The organism is Paraburkholderia sp. PGU19, assembly GCF_013426915.1.
Taxonomy (GTDB): Bacteria; Pseudomonadota; Gammaproteobacteria; order Burkholderiales; family Burkholderiaceae; genus Paraburkholderia.
Window position 1 is genome coordinate 251,829 of record NZ_AP023181.1, and the last position, 22,070, is coordinate 273,898.

General features: G+C 58.7%; 23 protein-coding genes and 3 pseudogenes. 21 read left to right on the forward strand and 5 right to left on the reverse strand.

Annotated features, from left to right (window positions below; all coding sequences use genetic code 11):
- The first annotated feature begins 13 nt into the window (after window positions 1–13).
- The 8 genes and pseudogenes from H1204_RS31015 (at window position 14) to H1204_RS31050 (ending at window position 5,690) form a co-directional block, all read left to right on the forward strand.
- A complete protein-coding gene (locus tag H1204_RS31015; RefSeq protein ID WP_180734393.1) occupies window positions 14–745 on the forward strand; it encodes an alpha/beta fold hydrolase in 732 nt (243 codons plus the stop codon).
- A 3-nt stretch (window positions 746–748) separates the two neighbouring features.
- On the forward strand, window positions 749–1,090 hold the full coding sequence (locus H1204_RS31020; RefSeq protein WP_180734394.1) for a hypothetical protein: 342 nt from the start codon (window positions 749–751) through the stop codon (window positions 1,088–1,090).
- Between the two features lie 328 nt (window positions 1,091–1,418).
- Window positions 1,419–1,994, forward strand: a pseudogene (gene phaP / locus H1204_RS31025) (TIGR01841 family phasin).
- Window positions 1,995–2,252: 258 nt separating this feature from the next.
- Complete coding sequence (locus tag H1204_RS31030; RefSeq protein ID WP_180734395.1) at window positions 2,253–3,434, forward strand: acetyl-CoA C-acetyltransferase; 1,182 nt, start codon at window positions 2,253–2,255, stop codon at window positions 3,432–3,434.
- Window positions 3,435–3,672: 238 nt separating this feature from the next.
- Window positions 3,673–4,416: an acetoacetyl-CoA reductase gene (gene phbB / locus H1204_RS31035; protein ID WP_180734396.1), complete on the forward strand. Its 744-nt coding sequence runs from the start codon at window positions 3,673–3,675 to the stop codon at window positions 4,414–4,416.
- 316 nt (window positions 4,417–4,732) lie between these two features.
- Window positions 4,733–4,978, forward strand: a complete 246-nt coding sequence (locus H1204_RS31040) for a hypothetical protein (RefSeq protein ID WP_180734397.1) — start codon at window positions 4,733–4,735, stop codon at window positions 4,976–4,978.
- A 72-nt stretch (window positions 4,979–5,050) separates the two neighbouring features.
- Window positions 5,051–5,209, forward strand: a complete 159-nt coding sequence (locus tag H1204_RS31045; protein WP_167449617.1) for a hypothetical protein — start codon at window positions 5,051–5,053, stop codon at window positions 5,207–5,209.
- A gap of 163 nt (window positions 5,210–5,372) precedes the next feature.
- Window positions 5,373–5,690 (forward strand): hypothetical protein, encoded by a 318-nt coding sequence (locus tag H1204_RS31050; protein ID WP_180734398.1) that lies wholly within the window; start codon window positions 5,373–5,375, stop codon window positions 5,688–5,690.
- Between the two features lie 283 nt (window positions 5,691–5,973).
- Here H1204_RS31050 and H1204_RS31055 read toward each other — a convergent pair whose 3' ends face one another.
- Entirely contained in the window at window positions 5,974–7,092 is a 1,119-nt protein-coding gene (locus H1204_RS31055; RefSeq protein WP_180734399.1) for a GlxA family transcriptional regulator, read from the reverse strand.
- Between the two features lie 533 nt (window positions 7,093–7,625).
- Between H1204_RS31055 and H1204_RS31060 the strand changes: the two genes are divergently transcribed.
- The 5 genes and pseudogenes from H1204_RS31060 to H1204_RS51685 form a co-directional block, all read left to right on the forward strand.
- Window positions 7,626–8,075 carry a hypothetical protein gene (locus tag H1204_RS31060; protein WP_180734400.1) on the forward strand — a complete coding sequence of 150 codons (450 nt, stop codon included), beginning with the start codon at window positions 7,626–7,628 and terminating at the stop codon, window positions 8,073–8,075.
- A 274-nt stretch (window positions 8,076–8,349) separates the two neighbouring features.
- A complete protein-coding gene (locus H1204_RS31065; RefSeq protein WP_180734401.1) occupies window positions 8,350–8,568 on the forward strand; it encodes a pentapeptide MXKDX repeat protein in 219 nt (72 codons plus the stop codon).
- 94 nt (window positions 8,569–8,662) lie between these two features.
- Window positions 8,663–8,806 carry a hypothetical protein gene (locus H1204_RS31070; protein WP_180734402.1) on the forward strand — a complete coding sequence of 48 codons (144 nt, stop codon included), beginning with the start codon at window positions 8,663–8,665 and terminating at the stop codon, window positions 8,804–8,806.
- Window positions 8,807–8,861: 55 nt separating this feature from the next.
- Window positions 8,862–9,026 (forward strand): hypothetical protein, encoded by a 165-nt coding sequence (locus H1204_RS31075; RefSeq protein ID WP_180733345.1) that lies wholly within the window; start codon window positions 8,862–8,864, stop codon window positions 9,024–9,026.
- A pseudogene (locus H1204_RS51685) lies at window positions 8,983–9,159 on the forward strand (IS481 family transposase); the annotation flags it as partial. The gene H1204_RS31075 and the pseudogene H1204_RS51685, both read left to right, overlap by 44 nt.
- Window positions 9,160–9,214: 55 nt before the next feature.
- Here H1204_RS51685 and H1204_RS31080 read toward each other — a convergent pair.
- Complete coding sequence (locus H1204_RS31080; RefSeq protein ID WP_180734403.1) at window positions 9,215–9,487, reverse strand: hypothetical protein; 273 nt, start codon at window positions 9,485–9,487, stop codon at window positions 9,215–9,217.
- A gap of 133 nt (window positions 9,488–9,620) precedes the next feature.
- Window positions 9,621–10,118, reverse strand: a complete 498-nt coding sequence (locus tag H1204_RS31085) for a hypothetical protein (protein WP_180734404.1) — start codon at window positions 10,116–10,118, stop codon at window positions 9,621–9,623.
- 696 nt (window positions 10,119–10,814) lie between these two features.
- On the opposite strand from H1204_RS31085, the gene H1204_RS31090 reads away from it, so the two are divergent.
- The 6 genes from H1204_RS31090 to H1204_RS31115 all read left to right on the forward strand — a co-directional run bounded on the left by H1204_RS31090 (window position 10,815) and on the right by H1204_RS31115 (window position 18,160).
- On the forward strand, window positions 10,815–11,234 hold the full coding sequence (locus H1204_RS31090; protein WP_180734405.1) for a hypothetical protein: 420 nt from the start codon (window positions 10,815–10,817) through the stop codon (window positions 11,232–11,234).
- A 264-nt stretch (window positions 11,235–11,498) separates the two neighbouring features.
- The gene (locus tag H1204_RS31095) at window positions 11,499–12,014 is read left to right on the forward strand and encodes a transposase (RefSeq protein WP_180734406.1); all 516 of its coding nucleotides are present in this window, start codon (window positions 11,499–11,501) and stop codon (window positions 12,012–12,014) included.
- A gap of 221 nt (window positions 12,015–12,235) precedes the next feature.
- The gene (locus tag H1204_RS31100; protein ID WP_243468915.1) at window positions 12,236–12,913 is read left to right on the forward strand and encodes a hypothetical protein; all 678 of its coding nucleotides are present in this window, start codon (window positions 12,236–12,238) and stop codon (window positions 12,911–12,913) included.
- 1,138 nt (window positions 12,914–14,051) lie between these two features.
- On the forward strand, window positions 14,052–14,429 hold the full coding sequence (locus H1204_RS31105; protein ID WP_243468916.1) for a hypothetical protein: 378 nt from the start codon (window positions 14,052–14,054) through the stop codon (window positions 14,427–14,429).
- Between the two features lie 420 nt (window positions 14,430–14,849).
- Window positions 14,850–16,508, forward strand: coding sequence for a S53 family peptidase (locus H1204_RS31110; protein ID WP_180734408.1), 1,659 nt, complete (start codon window positions 14,850–14,852; stop codon window positions 16,506–16,508).
- Window positions 16,509–16,552: 44 nt separating this feature from the next.
- Entirely contained in the window at window positions 16,553–18,160 is a 1,608-nt protein-coding gene (locus tag H1204_RS31115; RefSeq protein WP_180734409.1) for a peptidase S1, read from the forward strand.
- 273 nt (window positions 18,161–18,433) lie between these two features.
- Here H1204_RS31115 and H1204_RS31120 read toward each other — a convergent pair whose 3' ends face one another.
- Window positions 18,434–18,787, reverse strand: coding sequence for a hypothetical protein (locus H1204_RS31120; protein ID WP_180734410.1), 354 nt, complete (start codon window positions 18,785–18,787; stop codon window positions 18,434–18,436).
- A gap of 425 nt (window positions 18,788–19,212) precedes the next feature.
- On the opposite strand from H1204_RS31120, the pseudogene H1204_RS31125 reads away from it, so the two are divergent.
- Window positions 19,213–19,671: pseudogene (locus tag H1204_RS31125) on the forward strand (ISNCY family transposase); the annotation flags it as partial.
- Window positions 19,672–19,957: 286 nt separating this feature from the next.
- On the opposite strand, the gene H1204_RS31130 reads toward H1204_RS31125, so the two are convergent.
- Window positions 19,958–20,815, reverse strand: a complete 858-nt coding sequence (locus tag H1204_RS31130) for an AraC family transcriptional regulator (RefSeq protein WP_180734411.1) — start codon at window positions 20,813–20,815, stop codon at window positions 19,958–19,960.
- A gap of 268 nt (window positions 20,816–21,083) precedes the next feature.
- Here H1204_RS31130 and H1204_RS31135 point away from each other — a divergent pair, with 268 nt between their 5' ends.
- Window positions 21,084–22,049: a transporter gene (locus H1204_RS31135; RefSeq protein WP_243468917.1), complete on the forward strand. Its 966-nt coding sequence runs from the start codon at window positions 21,084–21,086 to the stop codon at window positions 22,047–22,049.
- Window positions 22,050–22,070: the final 21 nt, after the last annotated feature.

Consider the following 22,070-nt stretch of genomic DNA (forward strand, 5'->3'; position numbering starts at 1 on the left):
CGTGGGAGCCGCCATGTTGCAGGATCGTTTTCTCTACTTCCCCGAGAAAGCCCGAATCGAGGACCTCGTTTCCGGCGGACTTCGCGCCTGGCCGACGCCCGGGGCGTTTCGAGGCCTCGTGGCCGGCCCGGTCGCAGAGGCATGCGGCACGGCCATCGTCTTTCACGGCAATGCAGGACATGCCGGACACCGTTCGTTCTACGCCGGAGTGCTCACCCGGCTCGGGCTGCGGGTCATCCTCGCCGAATATCCGGGCTACGGGCCCCGCGACGGCGCACCCGACGAAGAGACTCTGGTGGCCGATGCCCAACAGACCATCGCGCTCGCCCATCGCTCATACGGCGCGCCGCTGGTGCTCGTCGGTGAATCGCTCGGGGCCGGCGTCGCGGCTTCGACTGGCTCGCGTGAACGCGACAAGGTCACAGGCTTGTTGCTCATCACGCCATGGGATCGGCTTGAGCACGTCGCCGCTCACCACTATCCGTGGCTGCCCGTGAAATGGCTGTTGCGCGACCGATACGACAGCGTGACCTCCCTGGCGTCGTTCGACCGCCCGGTTCTCGTCGTGGTGGCGGAGAGCGACAGCATCGTTCCCACGCGTTTCGGCGAGGCGCTCTACAACGCGCTGGCCGGTCCGAGACAGCTGATAGTCGTAAAGGCGGCGGAGCACAACGACTGGTTCGGGCGCGTCGACGAGACCTGGTGGCGGGAGGTGATCAGCTTCCTGCTCACGCCACCTTATTGAAATATGAAATCCGGCACCGTCCCACGCAAACGCAAACGCCTGTACGTCCTTGATGGGAAGAACAGGCTGGTCGAGGTGTTCGACTGCAGCAAGTGGACGCGCTGGATGTCCGAGAACGATCTGATCTTTCGCCGCACATTGATGGAGGAATCCGGCGTGACAGTCACGACCCGCTTCCGCGGTGTATCCGAAACGGGCAACGGGGAGGCCCTGCTGTTCGTGACCCGTGTTGCCGGAATGCCGGAGTGGGACAACGAGAGCTACGGAGCACGTACGCTCGATGAGGCGCTGGAGCAGCATGAGCGCATCGTACAGAAAATCCTCCACATGCTGACCGGGCGATGATAGCCGCGCCTCGCGGGAGCAACATCTCGGTCGGCGCGGTTCTGAAGTGGCGTTCAACGCTGTTTTACGTATAAATCAATACCTGACGGGTATTGATTTCGAAGCAGTTGCGCATACTGCCCCGGTGTAATTAATCGGACCGACCGATGTACGGGTAATCACCTACGTAGCGTCATCCCAAATATTAGATGCGCTATATTAGAATGATTACTCAATTGATGCATCGCACCATGCCGTGTTAGGCGGTTTAGGGTTCGCACTTCTCATTGCTTGTGGTGACGCAATGACAGACGGGCGTTTCGTTATGCTAAATGAATAGGCGATCTTAATGAGCGTTTTCACAGAACAACTGGTTCCGTTGCAACAAGGCAATGTCATCACCCTGTTCGCGCTGACGAATCAGGCATTCCAAGGGTTGCAGAAAGTGGTCGCACTGAATCTGCAGGCGGTCAGATCTGCGCTTGCAGAAGGCGAAGTAAACTGAAAAGAAGCGTTCTCCGGCCAGCCCACGGAGGCGATCGTCACGAGTCAGATCAACGCCATGCAGCTCGCGGCCGAGAAGATGTTGTCATATAACCGCCACCTGTATGAAATCGCTTCGGGTACACAAGCAGAATTGCTGAAGGTCTCGCAGGCGCGGCACGAGCAGCAGAACCGCGACGCGCAAACGCTCGTCCACAGTTTTGCGACGAGCGCACCCGCCGGTGCCGAAGCCGCCATCACAGTGCTGAAATCGGCGTTCCCGACAGCCAGCCTCACGTATGAAACGGTGCGCAAGGCTGTCACGCAAGCCTTTGAAGTAATGCAAAGCAATTTTGCCGCTATGAGTGCCGCTACAAGTGCCGCTGCCTCGAAGGCTGGCCAGCAGGCCCCCGCGCAGATGTCGCGCGCAGCGAAGCAGTAGGGGTTGAACCGCGACAGGTTGCCCGTTGCGCCGTTGCGCCACTCAAGCGTTTTTATGCCCTGACTGGCTGATCCAATAAACCGGTTCGGAAAGTCATGTCGCGCGCTTCGCGCACTCAGCTGGCAGCGTTGCAAGTTCCATGTTGATTCCGTTGCCCAGTTCTCGGGGGACCTGACTACGCGCAATGACGTGCCACGGCAAGTCCAGCGTAATGGTTAGAGCAATTCAAGGTTGCGTATTGTCATTTAAGGAGTGGAAATGACTGATGTTGTGATCGTATCGGCGGCCCGTACGGCCGTTGGTAAATTTGGTGGGTCGCTGGCGAAGATTGCAGCGCCGGAACTGGGCGCCACGGTGATCCGCGCCGTGCTGGAGCGCTCGGGCCTCAAGCCTGAGCAGGTGAGCGAAGTGATCCTGGGTCAGGTGCTGACGGCGGGTTCGGGACAGAACCCGGCGCGTCAGTCGCTGATCAAGGCCGGTCTGCCGATGGCAGTGCCCGGCATGACCATCAACAAGGTTTGCGGCTCGGGCCTGAAGGCCGTGATGCTGGCCGCCAACGCGATCATCGCGGGCGACGCGGACATCGTCATCGCGGGCGGCCAGGAAAACATGAGCGCTGCGCCTCACGTGTTGCCGGGCTCGCGTGACGGCTTCCGCATGGGCGACGCGAAGCTGATCGACAGCATGATCGTCGACGGCCTGTGGGACGTGTACAACCAGTACCACATGGGCGTGACGGCTGAGAACGTCGCGAAGGAATACGGCATTTCGCGCGAAGACCAGGACAAGTTCGCGGCGCTTTCGCAGAACAAGGCGGAAGCCGCACAGAAGGCCGGCCGCTTCGATGATGAAATCGTGCCGGTCCAGATTCCGCAGCGTAAGGGCGATCCGCTGTCGTTCGCCACGGACGAATTCGTGCGCCACGGCGTCACGGCCGAATCGCTGGCGGGCCTGAAGCCGGCCTTCTCGAAGGAAGGCACGGTGACGGCTGCGAACGCGTCGGGGCTGAACGACGGCGCGGCAGCCGTTGTCGTGATGTCGGCGACGAAGGCTGAGGCGCTGGGTCTCACGCCGCTCGCGCGCATCAAGGCGTACGCGAACGCCGGCGTCGATCCGAAGGTGATGGGCATGGGCCCGGTGCCGGCATCGCGCCGCTGCCTGGAGCGTGCGGGCTGGGGCGTGAACGATCTCGACCTGATGGAAATCAACGAGGCATTCGCGGCGCAGGCGCTGGCCGTGCACAAGCAGATGGGCTGGGACACGTCGAAGGTCAACGTGAATGGCGGGGCGATCGCGATCGGTCACCCGATCGGCGCGTCGGGCTGCCGTATTCTCGTCACGCTGCTGCACGAAATGCAGAAGCGCGATGCGAGGAAGGGCCTGGCTTCGCTGTGTATCGGCGGCGGCATGGGCGTGGCGCTCGCAGTCGAGCGCGTCTAATCATTCAAATCATGTAAAGCGGTGCGTTTGCGACGCTTACTCTGGCGCGCAGACGAACTGCTCTCCAGTCGCGCAATATTCGAAGCCAACAAGCAGTCGCGCGATTTGAGCGATGTCGAGTCCGCAATCCGGTCCAGCCGGCGACGACGACGCATTGCTGCAAGACAGTGGTAGTAGATGCGGCGCTGCCATTAAAAATTCACAACTCTCGCAGACAGTAATATCAAGGATAAGTAGGATGACGAAACGAATCGCGGTAGTAACGGGCGGTATGGGCGGCCTCGGAGAAGCGATCAGCATGAAACTGCGCGATGCGGATTGCGCGGTGGTAGTCACATACTCTCCAAGCAATGCCAGCGCAAATGACTGGCTGGCCAGAATGGAATCCCAGGGCTACAGGTTTCACGCCTTTCCCGTGGACGTGGCCGACTATGACTCGTGTCAGGACTGTGCGGCGAAGATTCAGGCTGAGGTCGGCCCGGTCGACATCCTGGTGAACAACGCAGGTGTCACGCGGGATATGACGCTCAAAAAGCTGGACAAGGTCAACTGGGACGCGGTCATCCGAACCAATCTGGATTCGGTGTTCAACATGACCAAACCGCTGTGCGAAAGCATGGTTGCGCGCGGCTGGGGCCGCATTGTCAATATTTCGTCGGTCAACGGTTCGAAAGGGGCCATCGGCCAGGCCAACTATGCGGCGGCCAAGGCGGGCATGCACGGCTTTACGAAATCGCTTGCGCTTGAGGTCGCTCGCAAGGGCGTAACAGTCAATACGATCTCGCCGGGCTATCTGGCGACCAAAATGGTGACCGCGATCCCGCAGGACATCCTGGACACGAAGATCCTGCCGCAAATTCCCGCCGGCCGTCTGGGCAAACCGCAGGAAGTGGCGGCGCTCGTTGCGTTCCTGTGTTCCGACGAGGCAGCGTTCATCACCGGGGCGAACCTTGCCATCAACGGCGGCCAGCATATGGAGTGAGCGGCTGGCCTTGAGGTCGCGGCGTCATCGCCACAAACGGTCATTCGAGTGTGGCGATGACCGGCGGCGCCGCGTTTCCGCGCGCTCAACTCATCCCGAAGAACGACATGGGTCCGGCGACGCCGTAATCTGAAAAAGATCGACCAATGTGCTGCGCCGATTGGTACCGTAACAAGTGGTATGGGAACATCGATGCCGTGAGTTTTTCCAATAGGCCCCGCAACAGTGAGGCCTTAAGCTCAATTCAATAGGCATCGCCTGAATCGCTTGCACACCCAACACGAGAAATGCGGGGAAGAGCTGTCGGAGGCAGTCGATGATGCATGACGATGAGCGGCAGGAGTTCTTTCATATCCGGAATATGGTGCTTGAACGTGAGCGGCTGGTACAGAGCAGTGAAGACGTCAACGTGGAACTTCCCGTCATGCAACCTGAATACTGGCGGAACCGGATCAATGCATTGCTGGCTAGACAAGCCGTCTCGAGAACTATCGTTGCGCAGGCTTCAGTATTGTTGATGAAGCTGGACGGCACTACCAATGCGCTGAAGAATGCCAGATGATGTATTGCGATTTCCGGGGTGGCCGTCTACACTGAACTTTAATGGGCACTCGCATGCAGAAAGGAGTTCGCCATGATCGATCCCTGGGTGGGCGTGATTGTTGGTTCGTTTGTGCTCGCAATCGTAGCGACGCTGGTCATTGGCCACTATCGTCGCGAACATCTGCGGGAGCGGTTGCTCAGGCGGATGGACCATCATCACTGCTGGGACGTGATGCGACGTCGGCAGTGACCGCCGTCTGTCTGGTAGGTGCGCTCGTGGCTTCGAGAAACGGCGATCCGCGCGGTTGATCGCCCGACAGCGGGTGTGAACTGCGTTCCATTAATTGCCGGCGCGATGCGCGGGCGACCACAGCCATCAGGCGACGGGCAACCGTCGACCTGGAATCACTGCTATGACATTTCCAGACAAGCATCGGGCCGATGCCCCGTCGTCGAGCATCACAGTGCGAACTGTCGCCGGTCAACTGCGGGTCATTCCAGTCTGGCAGGCTTTGGGACCGCACGCCGCGCAGGCGAAACGCACGCGGTTTCACCACAACAAAAAGGACAACTTCGACGAGGTGACGGTCATGTTAGGGGCCGTTTCACCCGCGGACCTGGCCGAAATCGCCAGGCGGTTGAGCACCCAGACGTGGGTGGTGGTGGCATCGGTCCACGCTGCACAGGCACCGGTTGTGAACAGGCACGATGAGACTGGTTCCGAGGCGTGAGCGATTGCATCAGCCTCCGGGGCCGACGTAGCCGATGCACGCTGTCAAAGCGCGATTAAAATGTCAGGCGCAGACTTGGTCGGCAGACTGCGTGATCGGGGCGCGCCGGGTCTCGTGTCGCGACGTCGATCGAAGTCGAACAACAACCCAGAACAGCAGTCTCTGGCTGCCGCCAGCTTGGCTTGGTCCGAATTTTTTCCCACAAACCCCTCGGGTTGATGTCCAACCTTCGGGGTTCAGTTCATCGTTTGGCCGGGCCTACTGTGTCCACTTTCCGCGTGTCTCAAGCCGTGCTTGGCTCCTTCGTCGATAGCATAGCCGCCGTTGTGGATCGCCGCAGGATCAGAGACTCTTGCGGCCCAACTCGATAAGCCCGCGTGGGAAGAATGCTTTTCGCACGAGTCGGCGTCGACAAATGGAAGGGCTCTTTTTGTGGATTCGCGATCGCTTGATCGCGAAAGCGCTGACGGTACTCACGAGGAGTTGTATCGAGCCGCCTGGTAAAGATAGCCCGCATTTGACTGGCACTATGGAACCCGCATCGGAACGCCACCGTTTTTAGCGGCAAATCGGTCTCTTCCAGCAACTTGCGCGAAAAATCGACCCGCATCTGCTCCACGAAAGCCGAAGGCGTCATATTGGCGTGCTTTGCGAAGATGCGCGAAAACGTCCGGCGGCTCACTCCCACAGCGTCAGCCAGCTGTTCAATGGACAACTGTTCGCTGATGTGGTCAGTGACATACCGCAGAACCTTCGCGACGACAGTCTCTTCCTTCGGACCAACAGCGAGATACGGACTGTATTGCGACTGTCCGCCTTCACGGCGGATATACACGATCAGCCGCTTCGCCACGCGTAGCGCGATCTCGTGGCCCCAGTCTTCCGTCACGAGTGCGAGGCAGAGGTCAACTCCCGCCGTGACGCCCGCGGAAGTGAACAGGCTGCCGTCGCGAACGAAAATCTTGTCTGGCTGAACGTCGGCCTCCGGAAACTGAACGGCAAGACGATTGACGTCGTGCCAATGAGCGGTCACCTCTTTGCCATCCAGCAAACCCGCATGGCCCAGCAGAAAAGCGCCATTGCAAACCGATCCGAAACGCCTGCTCCCTTCGGCCTTTGTCTTTAGCCATTGCAGAAAGCCGGGCAAAGGGGTTACATCGGGCAGCTTCGGTCCACCCGCCACGAGGAGCAGCTCAGGCTGTTCCTTGTAATGCAGGTAGTCGATCCCGACGGTGAGTTCCAGACCATTGGAACACTGCACGCTCCCGGCGCGCATGCCAATCAGGGTGATTTCATACTGTTGATCCGGCAGGAGAAAATTGTTCGCCTCGGCAAAAACATCCAGCGGCCCGGCGACATCCAGCGCAAGCACTCCGTCGAACACGACGATGGCTACCTTCATGCTCTCAGCCCCTTTCCGTCGACGCCACAGGATGCCATGGCGTCGCCTGGTCGGATTGCATCGTGTTCCATACTGCAACTCCCTTCGGTATTGCTACAAATGTGTAGCTGTCTGCTCGAATATATCTGCAAGGTCAGATATTTAAAAGGTCGGGTTCTGATAATGTCAGTTTCAGATAGCGAGCGACGTGCGGAGACTACCACTTCCGCCGAGTGCCTTCCATCCGCTCGGCGCATCGTCAATTGTAATGCCAATGCTGGGCCCGTCCGCCATAGTGGGCGACTTCGCGACTCGACTAGACGCCGCATCATCAAGCCTTTGCCTTTGTACTGGGCGATAGCGGTAGTCGGGGCGCGCTGATTTGACCGATGCCGCATGAACATCAGCGTACTGCAGGGGCGGCTCGCTGCCGTGCAGGCGACGAATGCAGCGCTGCAGGAACAGCTGGCGGCGCCGCGCAACGTGGATGACAGCGCAGGCCGGCCGACGCGCGCGAAGGCCGCTCTGGCACGCCCGACTGCGACGCGTTCAGCATGGACACCGGGCCCGGCGCGCAAGATCCCGGTGTCCTCCGCATCGCCCGGCAAGACGGCGGCACGCCGCAAGAAGTGGGGGAAGGGGGCGGCATATTCACGGCGTTTTCGGCACCTGTGCTGGTGTCCGCGATCGTGGCAGGTGTCGGCGCGTATATCGGCTCGCTGATCGGCGCGATGTACAGGACGCGCAACGTGAGCAAGAGCATCCGGCAAGAGCGCATACACTACGCGCAGCGCGACTCTGGCGTGCTGCTCGCTGTTCACGTCACGCCGGAAACGCAGCAGAGTGTGGCCAATGTGCTGCGCGAGGCGGGCGGCGCGTCGATCGAGCGCGCGTCGGGACGCTGGCAGCAGGGACGTTGGACGGACTTTGACCCGACGCGGGCGCCGCAGCCGGTGCGAGCCAGCGAGCCCTACGCCGACAGGGCGCGCGAACGTCACGCTTGATTGTCGCTTAATCATGTGGTGCCGAAACTTCGGGGAGTGGTCCGGCCTTGCGGACGGAACGTCACCTTCGGTGTGCCGGGTCCGTGGCCCCGCGGCAAGAGAGGCACATCCGCATTGTCATCACTGGCAGTTGTTGGGTTCTTGCGCAGACATCCGTACTGAAAATCCGATATCCACCATCAACAAGGTCAACCGTCCCTCGTGATTAACGGTTATTTGATTCATGCCGCAGGAGCTGCGAGATTTTGACCACTCCCAACAAAGGAGTCAGATCTTGAAGAAAGTAATCGTTGCAGCACTCGCTACGGCATTCACCTTTCCCACCACGGCTGCATTTGCACAGGCGAGCGGTACGATGTCGAGCGGCACAATGGCCAAGGAGCTGATGTCGAAAGACACGATGAAGAAGGGCAAGACGAAACACAACAAGATGAAAAAGGGCAGCGACGCAACAGGTATGAAGCCTGAAGCGTCGGGCACGATGGGGCAGTAAGAAGATCCCGCTGTTGGAAGCCAGGGTTGCTTGTCCGTGACGCGCCGTATTAGACTAAATAATGGAGCGTTTTGGTTTTGGGTCGCAAAGACGCATGAAGAGTTCCGTGGAATCCAGCTTCTCTTGGGGGTGGTACTTTCTGGCGATGCTCGCGGTGATGGCATTCAGCATGGGGTTGACGCAGTTTCTCGGGGGTGGTCCCGGAAAGAGCGAGCGCGAGGAACACGAGGAAAACTGAGGTATTGGTTTTCACTCGTCTGTGTTCGTTTACTTGCTCTGATATGCGAAAAAAAATGATGGCGCTCGTCACCTGGCAGCGCGCCGTGAAGTCGCCACGCGAGATCGAGTACATGCGCATGGTCGAGAAGATGTATGCGCATATCGTCGAGCGGATCGAGCCGGGCATGCGCAAGCGAGCTCTATCTGGTCATCGGGAACATCGATCACACTCGCAATAAAGGAGAGGTCACCGCGACCGACGGCATCGTCGAGCCGCTGCACAAAACCATGCTCAACGAGTTCTACCGTACCGCCTTCAGGAAGAAAATCTACGCCATCATCGGCGAACTGCAGATCGATCTCGATCACTACGCCCACCTGGTTGAGCGCAAATTGCCGGCACGAGGCGTCGTCTGCACGGAACTGGTCAAACGTCTCTGTACTGGCCCGGGCCGGCCGACGGCTGCCCTTGTTCGACGTAGTTCACCGGATAGGCCGGCACGGCGACAGTGGGTGGGTAGTAGTACGGGAGCGGAGCGACCGGATAGAAGAAAGGGGCGCCCACGCCAACAAAGACCCGGACGCGCCCGGCGTCTGCCGACCCGGATGCGCAGGCGGCGGTCAGCACCGCCAGCGTGACGAAAATCTTCAGGCTTTTCACGACAAACTCCTCAATGGACGTGTTTGCCGTCAGCGTCAAGCAGACTCCCTTGCCGGCTAACAGCGACCGGCTGCCTTACTGCCGCTGGGCGGCTTGCGTAACGCGTTCCTGAGCGGTCACGTTGGACGAACACATGTGAGCATTGCGAGAGGCGCGCAAAGGAAAAGCTGGGCTAGTGTCGATGCATTCCGCCGGACCCATGCATGCCGCCGAATCCCCTCATACCACCGAAGCCACGCATACCACCGCCGGGGAACGGGCCGCGGTGAAAGCCGGCTCCGATCGGGGCACCAAAATGGCCGCGATCCATCTGATGGAAATGACGGAAGTGGTGAAAGTGATGAAAACGCTCGACAAAGATCAAGCTCACGCCCGCGCCGATGAAAAGCGGCGGGCCCCACCACCAGAGGTCGGGATATGGATAAGCCGCATGCGGGTACCACAGCACGCTACCATCCGGGCTTTGCACGATCTGCCAGGTCCCGTCACTTTGCAGGCACGAACGTCCGACGATCTGCTGCATCGTGCCGTCGATTGCTGCCTGTTCGATAACTGCGCGGCAATTCGTGCTGTCGGCTGGCACCGGTTGCTCGTCATAGGTTTGCGCGAGTGCAGGCGCAGCGAAGCCGAGACAGACGATCAATGTCCCGAAACGAAGCAGTTTGTCCATGATGTATGGCCACATGAGGCCCCGACGTTTTCGACGTCGTGTGACCGGCGTCACCCAGCACATTGGTGTGCTCGCGCAAATTCACGCCGCGGGTCTGACAGCCGTGGAGGCTTGCCGCCCGGGACGTGGTTGCCCGCTGGGTAAACGATGGAGCGCGCCGGCTTATTCCAGCGCCGGACGTATGACGTGGGCCGTGTCAAGTGGGGCGTGATCGGGCAATCGCCTTTCCGTGCGCGCCGATCAATTTGTGCGACCGAACCTATCGATTGCGGGCGCGTTTTCGGTCGGATGCCTTCGGCGTTGCGCGTTCACAAAAACGTGCAGGGAAGCCGGATCGTAGTGAGTGTTGCCGACCTCGCCGCCGCGCGGCATAGTTCAGACCGCTTGTATTCGCGAAGGTCGAACGCTGTCGCAGTCGCACTATCTCCAGAACACTGGAATAACCCGGGTGCGCTGAACGTTTTACTACCGTAGTAAGCAGGTCACCTGAACGATCCGCGCGTGAAATTCATCCCCCCGCGCGACGACTACGACCTGGACCGCGGTCTGAGCAGCGCCTGTTGATGACGATCGGCAGCACGGTCGCGTCATGGCACTTCGTCCGGACCTTGGGACTGCTACGCCCCGCCCTGACATCATACGTAGCGCGGTCAGCCACACGCACGATGCTCGCGGCGATTTCTAGAGGAAAACATCATGATCCCCAGTCCACGCGCCGCGATCTTTCTTGGTGTGACCGCACTCGGCCTCGTTTGCAGCCCTGGTTACGCAGGGGAGACGATAAAAGCCACGCTGCTCAAAACCAACACGATCCAGCTTGATACGAGTCAGGTGAAGGCCGGGTCAGTCACGTTTGAGGTCAGCAACGCACCCGACACCGGTATGACACACGAATTCGTGGTCCTCAAAACGGACTTGGCCGCCGACAAGTTGCCAGTTAAAAACGGACAGGTGCCAGAGAGCCAGTTCAAGAAAATGGGGGAGGTTGAGGACATGGCCCCCGGCAAGGCCAAGCACATGACGCTCAAGTTGGCCCCCGGCCGCTACGTAGTGATCTGCAACCGACCCGGCCATTATTCGATGGGCTTGCATGCTTCGTTGGTCGTCACGCCCTAACCGGCTTGCGTCACGGGGCCTTGATACACCACGATTCACCGTTCCCCGATGGCGTGAGGTCGTTCGGGGATGGTAGACGCAAACGGGTTAGGCAGCGGTCGATCCAAATGGAAGCGATCTGGATAATCGGTGGAAGGCCGGTAGGCCACGCCAGCCTGTTTCGGGATCCTTGACTACGGACGCATGCACATGAAAATGTAGCGAGCGTCGCGCACGTTCGTTGCAAGCTGAAAGACCTGCACTGGGACGTGCGAGTGCGTCCCAGTGCGTTTCGAAGATCTCAGTCCCAGGCAGCCGCAGATCGCGCTCGGCACAGCTTGGTCTTGGTCTGGATCTTTCAACGAAGCGCACCCGCAAGCGCAAGAGGTACGACAACATAAGAGTCTGCCGATACTTTCCGCGGTCAACGCATGGTTGAAGCATAGGATCAGGACATTGCCGGTGAAGTCGGAACTGGCCAAAGCAATCAACTATTCGCTCAGTCAATGGAAAGCGCTTGCCTTGTACTATGAAGACGGTCGCATCGAGATGAGTAATGCTCTCGCCGAAAACACCCTTACGTCGCGTGAGTCTGGGTCGCGAGAGCGTCCTTTCGTCGGCTCCGGCCGCGACGCAAAGTGGGTCGCGGCGATGTACAGTCTTATCGGATGTTGCGAGGTCAATGACATCAATCCCAACGCCTACCTCGAGCATGTCCTGTCGAATATCGCTGGTGACAAGATCAACAGCGTTGAGGAGTTATTGCCTTGGAACTCGGCGGACAGACTTTCCAGCAAGTAGGAATCGTCTGTAGTCGTATCGCGTGGTTTGGCTACGTTCGACCGAAGGCGCCAACCAGTTCAAGGTCACACTTCAGGACCTGAAACGTGCAGTCGACAATTCGGAATGGGCCCAGAAGAACGCTCTTCAAGCAGCGTTTTGTATGACCAACATGGGGGCCAACGGCGCTACGCTGACGTGCTGATTCAAGGCCGTCGGGCAGCTATCAAACAGGCCGTGATATGACAGCGACATCAAACGCGGCAGAGCACAATCATGAGCAGCCGCAAATCGGCACACCGCGGTGGATCGAGGCCGAGGTACGGCGCTACCTTTGCAGCGGTGACTACGACAGCAGCTTCGCGGGCTGGCCTGGCATGACCTTTATCGACGTTGCAACAAAGGCGGATCAGCGCCTTCGAACCGCGCTCGTAGAAGAGACCCTCCGGCGGGCAAGCGACTTCGGCTGCCAGGTGGCCCTGCCGAACGACTTGCATGCGTGGATCCGCAACAAGCTCGCACCAATGGCGCACGGTCTGTTCGGCGCCGATGACCGTTCCATTATTCTGGACATGCTCGATCGCAGCGTCGTATTCCTCACGCGGCAGAATATTGCTGCGGTCCTCATGGAGGAACAGTGGCTATCGACGGCCTGGGACGTGGCAAACCTCTATTTGTACAGTCTCGGCGTACCCTGTCTCTCGCTGCAGGCACGCCATATCGTGGGCTTGAGCCAGGAAACCACCTGCTACGTCTCGATGTCCTACTTCCACGAGACCGATCGATTCACCGATTTCGTCGTCCACGAGGCGGCGCACGTCTTCCATAACTGCAAGCGAACAGCAATCGGCGTGTGCGGGAGCCGTCGCCACGAGTACCTGCTTAACATCGACTACTTCAAGCGCGAGACGTTTGCATAGCGTGCGAAGCATATAGCCGCATCAGTTCGATGGCCACAGGCACCAGGGATCGGAAGGAAGCGCTCCAGCGACACGCCGAAGCCTTACAGCCTCCCAACGACCGAGTTGATCACGACGAGTACCTGGCATCCTTGCTGAGGCCGTACGGGGGCCCGCAACGGCTGGCAACGCATCCTCCAACGGTGTGCCCCGGTTAACGGCACGCCAATCCCACATATCAGTAATACACTATGAGCAACTCGGACCATGCCATGCACGTGTAGCAATCGAAGCTACCCGCAGCACCAAGCAATCCCGAGCTCCAGCGCGGGTGCGCATGTCTTGCCTGCGGTCGTTCAAAGCCATGTCTAGCATGCGGACGACGTCCTACGTGCGAAGCAGGTAGCCGATCCGTTCGCCGCCCCTTCAGCATCGACCCCGTATGTCAGCTTCGAAAATTGCGCAAACGGGGCCAAGCGTACCAATCTGCAAAGAAAGGATCGTGCGACACGAAACGGAGAATTTCCAAGTAATTGTCGTAGAACGCTTTTTGAACCCCGACCGTATCAATCTGCAGCAAAAGGACGATCACCCCAGATAGCGTTACAACCAGTTTTCTTTTGGGCAATGTTTCGCGTCGTGCCCACTCATCAGACTGCTGTTGTACGTATTTAAAGTCTTAGGCGCTCTGTGCGTTGGCGCACACAAGAACTGAGTCCGGCTTTAACCACGTCGCGCAGAAATCTAAATTAAGAAAAAACGCGCATCAACAATCCATCGCCGATTTCAGTTGCATATCAACAGCCTACAGTTTGCTTTCTCGTCCTTGACGTGTCACTGGCGCAACGCAGATGGTCATTACGTACGCGGGTACAACTGTCGATGTCGATAAGCGGGGCGTTGGATATCCTGCGTAGGAATTTTCATTCTTCGAACAGGTTTGACCCTGTCTCCAACAAAAACTTTGAGTGAGGGCACTATGACGCCAACGCGCATCATGTTCATCCGCCATGCGGAGAAACCAGATAAGGGCATTAGCCAAGGCGTGACAGGGAGCGGGTCGAACGATTCGGGGAGCATAACGCCTCGCGGTTGGCAGCGGGCGGGAGCGCTGGTTCGATATTTTTGTCCATTGAAAGAACCTGCGCCCGAGGACTCAATGAAGCCGCGCGCAATCTTCGCGGCAGCTGTGGACGATGGTGACCCAAGCGAACGTTCACAGGAAACCGTCACGCCACTTTTCGAGTACCTGAAGACTGAGGGGCCAGTCGACTTTGTCACGACGCACCAAAAAACGGACCACCAAGGCTTGATAGACGATCTGTTGCAACATAATGGGATAGTCCTTGTTGCTTGGGAGCACAAGCAAATCCCGGCATTGATTGCCTGTCTACCTGACGCGCCCGTGACTCCGACAGAGTGGCCCGATTCCCGACTTTATGTGACGTTGGTATTGGACCAAAACGCTGGCGGCTGGCGATTCTCGCAAGTACCGCAGCTACTACTCGCAGGCGATTCGCCCGCGCCGATAGAGTGACCAAAGTAAAGCAAGCCACTGATAAACCAGTGACGTGGGAGTCTTGATCAGGTTTGCAATTTGACTCGCCGCCGTGCGTTTTACCTTTGATGTGCGGTGATTCAATGTGGCGTCCATCTGATACCTGGATGCGGCCGCTTGGCTAACGATTGGAAAACGTGCTAAATCATCAGCAGTGCCAACCTGCACAGTTCGCGTCGAGGTACGCGTATGCGACCAATCTAGTTTATTCCCCTTCCGCTCGACGTATTGCTGCGTGTACCTGCCGAGAAAGCATTCAGCGGAGTCATATCGTTGGCATTTTGAATCGATATGACTCTGCCTGTTAAGTTCGGCAGGTTGGCGGCGATGCGTTCTTTACGTTCGATCGCGTTGTCGGCGTCATATCAGCGCGACCGGATTTTCTAACTGGAGGAAAAAATGGCCAACACCCATGTCGAGCTAGCTGGTAGCCGCAGGCCGCTACCTCATAATGCAATCAAAGTGCGCGATATTGACCCGCATGCACCAGTCCAGGTCACTGTCACACTAAAGGGCCCTAAACTTCCGTCTGCCGACGAGATGCCAGAAAAAGCGATTTCCCGCGAGGATATCGCCCGGGACTGGGGTGTCCCGTCGGACAAGGTTCAAGAGGTCGAGCGGGTGCTAAGGTCGTATGGCCTCCAGATTGTTGACGTCAAACAGGGCGGCCGGAGCGTGCGGGTAAGGGGGCCGGCGGCAGCGATCATTGCGGCGTTCAAACCTGATCTCGGAATTTATCAGGTTCCGGGGCAGGGGCAGATTCGGGCGCGTCACGGCACGCTGATGGTGCCCAGTGAGCTTGCGGACATCGTGGAAGGGGTTTTCGGTCTCGATCAACGGCGCGTGGCCAAGCGTCATTCACAGGCGGCGGCAGCGAGAACGCATACGATGGCTCCCCTTGCGCCTGCCGATCTCATCGAGCGATACAGATTCCCAGCGGGCGATGGTGAAGGCAGCACGATTGCGATTGCGGAATTTGGGCAAGACCTTGGCAACGGACAGGTGATGCCACCTGCGTATATCCCGTCGGACGTTTCGTCGTTCTGTGAGAGCCACGGTCTGCCCGTGCCGAATGTCAGGATCGAGAGTGTCGGGCTTTCTCCTCTCAATCAGCAGCAGTTTGAATCGGAAATTCAACAGTTGGACCGGGACCTTCAGAACCTGCTTATCGCGCAGACGGCTGAAACAATGATGGATGTTCAGATTGTCGCTGGACTGTGTCCGAAAGCCGATATCGCGGTCTACTTCGCGACGTGGGGTGAGGGCGGCTGGGTCAATCTGCTCGACGAAGTGACATCCGGCAGCGGACCAGTTCCCGTCGCGTTATCGATTAGCTACGGCCTTGCCGAAGAGGCGGCGGACTGGAGCAGCGGGGCAATGGATTCGATCAATCAGCGGCTCCAGATCGCGGCCATGCAAGGCATCACCGTTTGTGTTTCGTCGGGTGATGACGGCAGCGGCTGCGATCAGACAGGCAACCGCTGTCATGTGGAGTTTCCCTCGTCAAGTCCGTTTGTGCTGAGCGTCGGCGGCACAATGTTGACATCGCAAGCGGGCGGCAGTGTCGACGAAGTCGTCTGGTGGGTTGCGCCAGGCGACCGATCCCGGCGGGGCGCAGGCGCGACGGGCGGCGGCGTGAGCACGCTGAATCAGCGCCCTGCGTGGCAAACTGTCCAGGTCCAATCGAAGAACCCGCATTCGATTGATGGACGGGTGGTTCCCGACGTAGCAGCGTTGGCTGGAGCGCCGCTCTATGATCTGCTGCTTGATGGCAATTCGTTCCCCGATGGCGGCACGAGCGCGTCGACGCCACTGTGGGCTGCATTGATCGCGCGGATCAATGCAGCATTGCCAGCTGACAAGAAACAGCGGTTTTTGACCCCCCTTCTATACAAGGCCAACGTCGGGAAGGACGGTTTCACCGATATCGAATCCGGTCAGAACGCTTCCCATCCAAGTCCCGGGATAGGTTATTCGGCTATAAAAGGCTTCGATGCCGTGAGCGGTTGGGGCGTACCGAACGGGCAGGCACTCTTGAATGCATTGAGCGCGGTGTGAAGTTTGGTGACCATTGTGAAGTGGACAGCATCCAGGAGGTTTCAATGAACTCTACGACGCATAAAGAGTTGCCGCCCGATCAACCGCTTGCGGACGCGACTCCGTATGGTTATGGGCCAAACGACTCTGTCAGCGATGCCAATGAAGAGGCGGCAATCACCCAACATACGCTGAACATCAACGGAAAATCGTTATCCTATACGGCGACAGCAGGTCATCTCGTCACGACAGGGTCATATACTGCCACGCCCGCGGCCAAATTGTTTTATGTGGCCTTCACGGCAACTGATCCTAACCCGTCTGGAAGACCGATCACTTTCTTTTATAACGGCGGCCCCGGATCGTCGTCTGTTTTTCTGTTGCTCGGTTCCTTCGGGCCGAGGCGCATCAGAACTAGCATGCCGGATTTCACACCGCCCGCGCCGTACACGCTGGAGGACAACCCGGAGACCTTGCTTGACGAAAGCGATCTTGTATTCATCGATCCCGTCGGAACGGGATACTCGACAGCGATCGCGCCCAAGGTAAACAAGGACTTTTGGGGCGTCGATCAGGACGCAAGCTGCATTAAACAGTTCATTAAGCGCTACCTGACCGTGTTCAACAGATGGAATTCACCGAAGTACCTGTTTGGCGAGTCGTACGGAACACCACGTACCTGCGTTCTCACGTGGATGCTGCATGAAGATGGCGTGGATCTGAATGGAATTGTCCTGCAGTCTTCGATACTCGACTACTCGCAGGCGAGTCCGGTTGGCGTCTTGCCGACATTTGCCGCAGATGCCTGGTTTCACAAAAAGGTGTCGGTCACCCCGGCTCCCGCCGACCTTCCCAGTTTCATGGAAGAGGTGATGGCGTTTGCAATGAAAGATTATGCAAAGGCGCTGGACTCGTTTCCGAAGGTGCCCCAGAACGTGCTGCAGCATCTGAGCGAAATACTTGGCATCCCGCCAATGGTCCTCAAGTACTGGCAGCTAGATCCGACAACTGGAAATGGACCGGTGTTTTTGACGAGTCTTCTTTTGGAAGACGGACTCGCAGTGGGCTCGTATGACGGCCGGGTGACCGGTGACGATACAGGCATCGCCGAGTACATCTCGCCTGATGCGGGTGGTAACGATCCGACGATGACTGCCGTGGGCGGCGTATATACAACGATGTGGAACGTATACCTCAATGAGGAACTGAAATACACATCCATATCGCCTTTCATGGACCTTAACGACAAGGCATTCAAGCACTGGGACTTCGGCCACATCGATCCGACCGGTTCGCAGAGGGGTGGCATTGGCAGTCTTTATACGGCAGGAGATCTTGCTGCGGCCATGTCCGTGAATCCATATCTCAGGGTGTTTTCGGCGAATGGCTACTACGACTCGGTAACGCCTTTTTTCCAGACAATACTCAACTTTCAGAGCATGCCGCTGGGAAATGCACAGGCGTTGAATAACCTGACGATCAGAAACTATCCGTCCGGTCATATGATCTATCTCGACAATGAATCGAGAACGGCGATGAGGGCAGACCTCGCGTCGTTTTATCAAGCCTCGGAAAGCCACGCGGCAGCGATGAAAGCCGCGCTCGCCAAGGGACCATCGTCGCAAACTGGTTCCGTGCGATACCACAGGCGTGCGAGTCGGACACCCTATTGAGAATCGAATAGAAGATGGGAAGTCGAACTTATCCGCGATTGGCCTGAAGACCGCCGTCTTCAGGCCGACCCCGGATGCACCGGTCAAGCTGGGTGCTCGCGTCTGCCACCACCGAGGGTGCTGTAATCTGCAATTGCTGGTGACAGGTTGTGCGATTGACGCGAACAGGCACACGGGGGGCAGCAGTAGCCGTTAAATCCGCACAATCGTCGCGGAGATCTGTGCTATACGCCATCGGCAGGGCGGGGGAGCCTGGCGCGACCGTCGTCCCCCTCACAGTCCAGCATCTGACGCTGCCTGGCAGAACTCCATCAGACCGGCCCCAGTGTCCTGAAGGTTGTTGTGGTACTCCTGCAAAGTGGGATAGAAGTTGGTCGGATAGCCAAATTCCATGGTGAAGCCGTACACCTTGTTCCGCTTCGCGTCAACGCGATGGCGGCGGAAAGCATAGTCGTCGCTTGCCTCGAAAGCAAACCGGATTCCGAAGGGCGCCAAAAGGTTCTGGAAGAGGAACTGTCTGCGGCCGGTGCGCCAGCAGACGCAGAACTCGTTCGCGTCGCGACCGCACTCCTCGAACAGATCAGGACGCTGCCGGGCGGCACCCAGCATGTTGTGCAGATTGCTCAAGGGACAGGCATCGCGCAGGCCACGGGTAACAGCGCAGCGACCGTCAACCTCTACGGGTCGCCGCCACTGAAAAATGACTGAGCCGGATAGCGGGTGACAGTCCGCCCACGGACTTGGTCGCGGGGATGCCGTCGCCTTCTCGATTCCGGCCGGTAACCGTTTCTTCACGTTGATCGAAGGTCACGAGCACCTGGAAGCATACGGCAAACTGTTCTATGGGAAGGCGCTCAAGACATTACGTTTTCATTGTTGAATGCGTGGCGCCCCTGTCAGGTCTGCCAGGCATGCACGCATGCCATGCCTACCGGTATGTAGTCCCATGCCGCAGTTGTAACTGGGACAGTTGTAGCGAAGTGAGTCGACGTGTCACCGTGCGCTCCGCTGGTCGGCGCCTGCCGGCATTCCGGCGGGTATCAGCGATCGACCAGGTGTCAGATTCGCTGACGCTGCTGAACGACCGCGTAATCTGGCTGCTCGACGACACGCCGTTGACCCGCCGCCTGATTGGCCGCTACATCGACGTGTGGGGGTATCCGGACGGCCGCCTCGAGATCCGCGCAGACGGCGTGGCGCTGCCGTGTGTGCCGTACGACAAGCTCGCGGAGATTGATCAGGGCGCCGTGGTGCAGCACAAGCGATTGGGACACGCCCTGCAGATCGCGCAGGCGGTGGAGGCGCAGCGTGACAACCGCCCCGCATCGGGCACGCCGTCACGCACGAATCGCGGCGCCGCGGTACGCAAACCGAAATCCCTGTCCGACACAAGGAAGCCGCGCGAAGCGACGCTCGATGACTGGAATGCGGCCGTAACGGGGACACACCGCAACCTAGCAGGCTCGGTGCTAAAAACCTCCCGCAGAGATCAGAAGGATTCCGAATCATAACTTCACCCAGATCCATAAAACCGACCTCAACCCCAACATCTGTATTTAGCCACAACCCCGACATTTGAATCTGGCTTTGACATGCGCGCGGATACGCTGGCCCAGCCATGACCGTTTCGGCCGGCATTGCGCACGCGAATGTATAGCTCGAACCGCCTATGGCCGCCACGAAGGTGAGAGCGCTCGGCGCCCTCTGGTGAGTGGCAACGTGGTGCCACAGCAACGTTGACGGCTGGCGGAATCAGCCGGAGTTACTTCGACAACGAGACGCCCGATCCGATGCGTGTCAGCTTCCATTTTTCCTGTAGCGCAACGGCGTTGCGCCCATGCGTTCAGAGAAGAGTGTTGTCATGTGCTGCTGAGAAGAAAAGCCACATGTGACGGCCACATCACAAAGCGGCGTGTCGGTCGTGCGCAGCATTCTGGCGGCCGCATTCAGCCGCTTTTCCACTACGAAGCGGTAAAGGGAATGACCTGTTCGCGCTTTCACGCCATCGGAGATCACCCGGACCGGGAGATCCAGCATCGCTGCGATTTGCGTGCAACTTGGCGCACACTCGAGATTTTCTTCCACATACTGTTCGAGTCGGCTGAATTCGACGCTCGACAGCGTCGGTCGTTGATAGTCTTTGGTCGTTTCCAGTTGCCGCGTCGTTTCGATCCATGCCAGTGACGCGAGACACTGCATCTCCCACGGATCGACGGGCAATGCCGCATCCGATGGAGTCTTTAGCCGCGCATAGCGCACCAGATGACGTATCGCTTCAGTGCCGAGATTGTCCCGGTGACCGGTGCTTTGCGCTGCATCCGCGCGCCAATCGGTCATGCTGCGCTTGAACTCGTCGGAATAGCGAAATGCGACGAAGCCGAGGCGGACCTGTTGCGCGTCGATATGCATTCTTCCGCCGCGCGGATGAAAAGCCGCCGTTTCCGCGTGAAAGGTCAACGCGAGCGCGGGCCCGTCGTCAAAACGCGTCTTTGCGACGATTGTGCCGAGCAGCAGACAGACGGTATCCAAGGTGTTGTGCACGTCGAACGTGTACGGATGAGCACCCGAGATACAGTATTCGAGTCCAGATATGCCGCTAACGGCACGGAACGCGTCGATATGTTTCCCAGCCGCCCGCTGGGCCAATGCTGTCATGGTTGTCTCCGTATCCGTCGATGCGTGCGCGTGCGGCTCGACGTTCATATTTCTGTTCATTTGAGTATAGAGGCACGCGTTGCCGCGAGCACGTTCCGACTGTTCGGCAATCGCGAACGCGGCGTCCGTGGATTTCCCCTTAGTAGTGACCCGGATGTCCGCTTTCGCCCGGAATCTGTAAACCGCAAAACCTGAAAGACCCGCCGATTGCGTCGACGTACGGTGCACCCCATGCCTGACGGCACCCGACACCAACACGGAGACGACGATGAGAGCACCATCGGCGCGCAAGCGCTTTAGGCACTGGCGAGACAACGCACGACGACGCAGCGGCACGCTGGTCGCATTGATCGGCATGACGGGCACGCTGCCGTTCGCCGATACGGCGCAGGCGTCAGGCATCCCTTTCGCCACCGACCGGCCGCAGACCTGGCAATTCAGCTCGGATTTCGAAGGTACTTACGACTCATTCGGCGAGAACATCTGGTGGAATCACGACAGCCGCGCGTTCGACTCGCACGGCAACCAGATAGACGGCCCCGGCACGAATACCTTCGTCGGACTCTCGACGTTCATCCACTACTGGAAACTGCCGTCGCTGCCGCATGTCGGCTTCAATGCGAGCATCACGTTGCCCGCGATTCGCACGCAGGGTTCGCAATTCTCGGCCAGCGGGATAGGCGATCCGCTCGTCGGCGGGCTCGTCTGGTACAACCCGGCGCCCGCGACGACGCTTGGTTTTCAAGCCTACGTTCAGGTCCCGATCGGACAAAACAGTGTATCGACGAACACATGGTCGTTCTGGCCTTCCGTCTTTTACGACGACTGGTACGGCCATGTGAACGTTGATCTGCTGGTCGGCGGCATTCTGCGCGGACGGACGCTGCAATCCGGTCATAACGATCTGAGTCCGGGCGATACGTTCCATCTGAATCTGCGTATCGGCTACAGCATCTCGCCGCCAGACAATCCGTTCGCCATTCCCTTTCTTGCGGTCGATCACCAGACGAGCGGCGGAACGTTCGACCAGACGGCGGGCATGCCAGTGTCGAACAGCGCGAGCCGCGAAACGACCATCGGCGCCGGCGTGCTGTTCCAGTTCAAGCCGAACAGCCTGCCGTTCGTGCATCAGAGGATGTACGACCAGCTCTCCATCCAGTACCAGCACTCGGTGTCGGGCCGCAATACGACGCTGACCAACGCTGTCCTCGTCCAGGCGTGGCACTACTGGTAGGGGTATGCCCACATCCATCGA

Excerpts from the sequence above, each read along its gene's own strand:
- H1204_RS31110 (WP_180734408.1), top strand. The coding sequence starts at position 14,850 with ATGGCCAACACCCATGTCGAGCTAGCTGGTAGCCGCAGGCCGCTACCT.
- H1204_RS31130 (WP_180734411.1), bottom strand. The coding sequence starts at position 20,815 with ATGACAGCATTGGCCCAGCGGGCGGCTGGGAAACATATCGACGCGTTC.
- H1204_RS31070 (WP_180734402.1), top strand. The coding sequence starts at position 8,663 with ATGAAGAGTTCCGTGGAATCCAGCTTCTCTTGGGGGTGGTACTTTCTG.
- H1204_RS31055 (WP_180734399.1), bottom strand. The coding sequence starts at position 7,092 with ATGAAGGTAGCCATCGTCGTGTTCGACGGAGTGCTTGCGCTGGATGTC.
- H1204_RS31135 (WP_243468917.1), top strand. The coding sequence starts at position 21,084 with ATGAGAGCACCATCGGCGCGCAAGCGCTTTAGGCACTGGCGAGACAAC.
- H1204_RS31020 (WP_180734394.1), top strand. The coding sequence starts at position 749 with ATGAAATCCGGCACCGTCCCACGCAAACGCAAACGCCTGTACGTCCTT.
- H1204_RS31075 (WP_180733345.1), top strand. The coding sequence starts at position 8,862 with ATGATGGCGCTCGTCACCTGGCAGCGCGCCGTGAAGTCGCCACGCGAG.
- H1204_RS31085 (WP_180734404.1), bottom strand. The coding sequence starts at position 10,118 with ATGGACAAACTGCTTCGTTTCGGGACATTGATCGTCTGTCTCGGCTTC.
- phbB (WP_180734396.1), top strand. The coding sequence starts at position 3,673 with ATGACGAAACGAATCGCGGTAGTAACGGGCGGTATGGGCGGCCTCGGA.
- H1204_RS31045 (WP_167449617.1), top strand. The coding sequence starts at position 5,051 with ATGATCGATCCCTGGGTGGGCGTGATTGTTGGTTCGTTTGTGCTCGCA.
- H1204_RS31060 (WP_180734400.1), top strand. The coding sequence starts at position 7,626 with ATGGACACCGGGCCCGGCGCGCAAGATCCCGGTGTCCTCCGCATCGCC.
- H1204_RS31050 (WP_180734398.1), top strand. The coding sequence starts at position 5,373 with ATGACATTTCCAGACAAGCATCGGGCCGATGCCCCGTCGTCGAGCATC.
- H1204_RS31030 (WP_180734395.1), top strand. The coding sequence starts at position 2,253 with ATGACTGATGTTGTGATCGTATCGGCGGCCCGTACGGCCGTTGGTAAA.
- H1204_RS31100 (WP_243468915.1), top strand. The coding sequence starts at position 12,236 with ATGACAGCGACATCAAACGCGGCAGAGCACAATCATGAGCAGCCGCAA.
- H1204_RS31090 (WP_180734405.1), top strand. The coding sequence starts at position 10,815 with ATGATCCCCAGTCCACGCGCCGCGATCTTTCTTGGTGTGACCGCACTC.
- H1204_RS31040 (WP_180734397.1), top strand. The coding sequence starts at position 4,733 with ATGATGCATGACGATGAGCGGCAGGAGTTCTTTCATATCCGGAATATG.
- H1204_RS31115 (WP_180734409.1), top strand. The coding sequence starts at position 16,553 with ATGAACTCTACGACGCATAAAGAGTTGCCGCCCGATCAACCGCTTGCG.
- H1204_RS31105 (WP_243468916.1), top strand. The coding sequence starts at position 14,052 with ATGAAGCCGCGCGCAATCTTCGCGGCAGCTGTGGACGATGGTGACCCA.
- H1204_RS31015 (WP_180734393.1), top strand. The coding sequence starts at position 14 with ATGTTGCAGGATCGTTTTCTCTACTTCCCCGAGAAAGCCCGAATCGAG.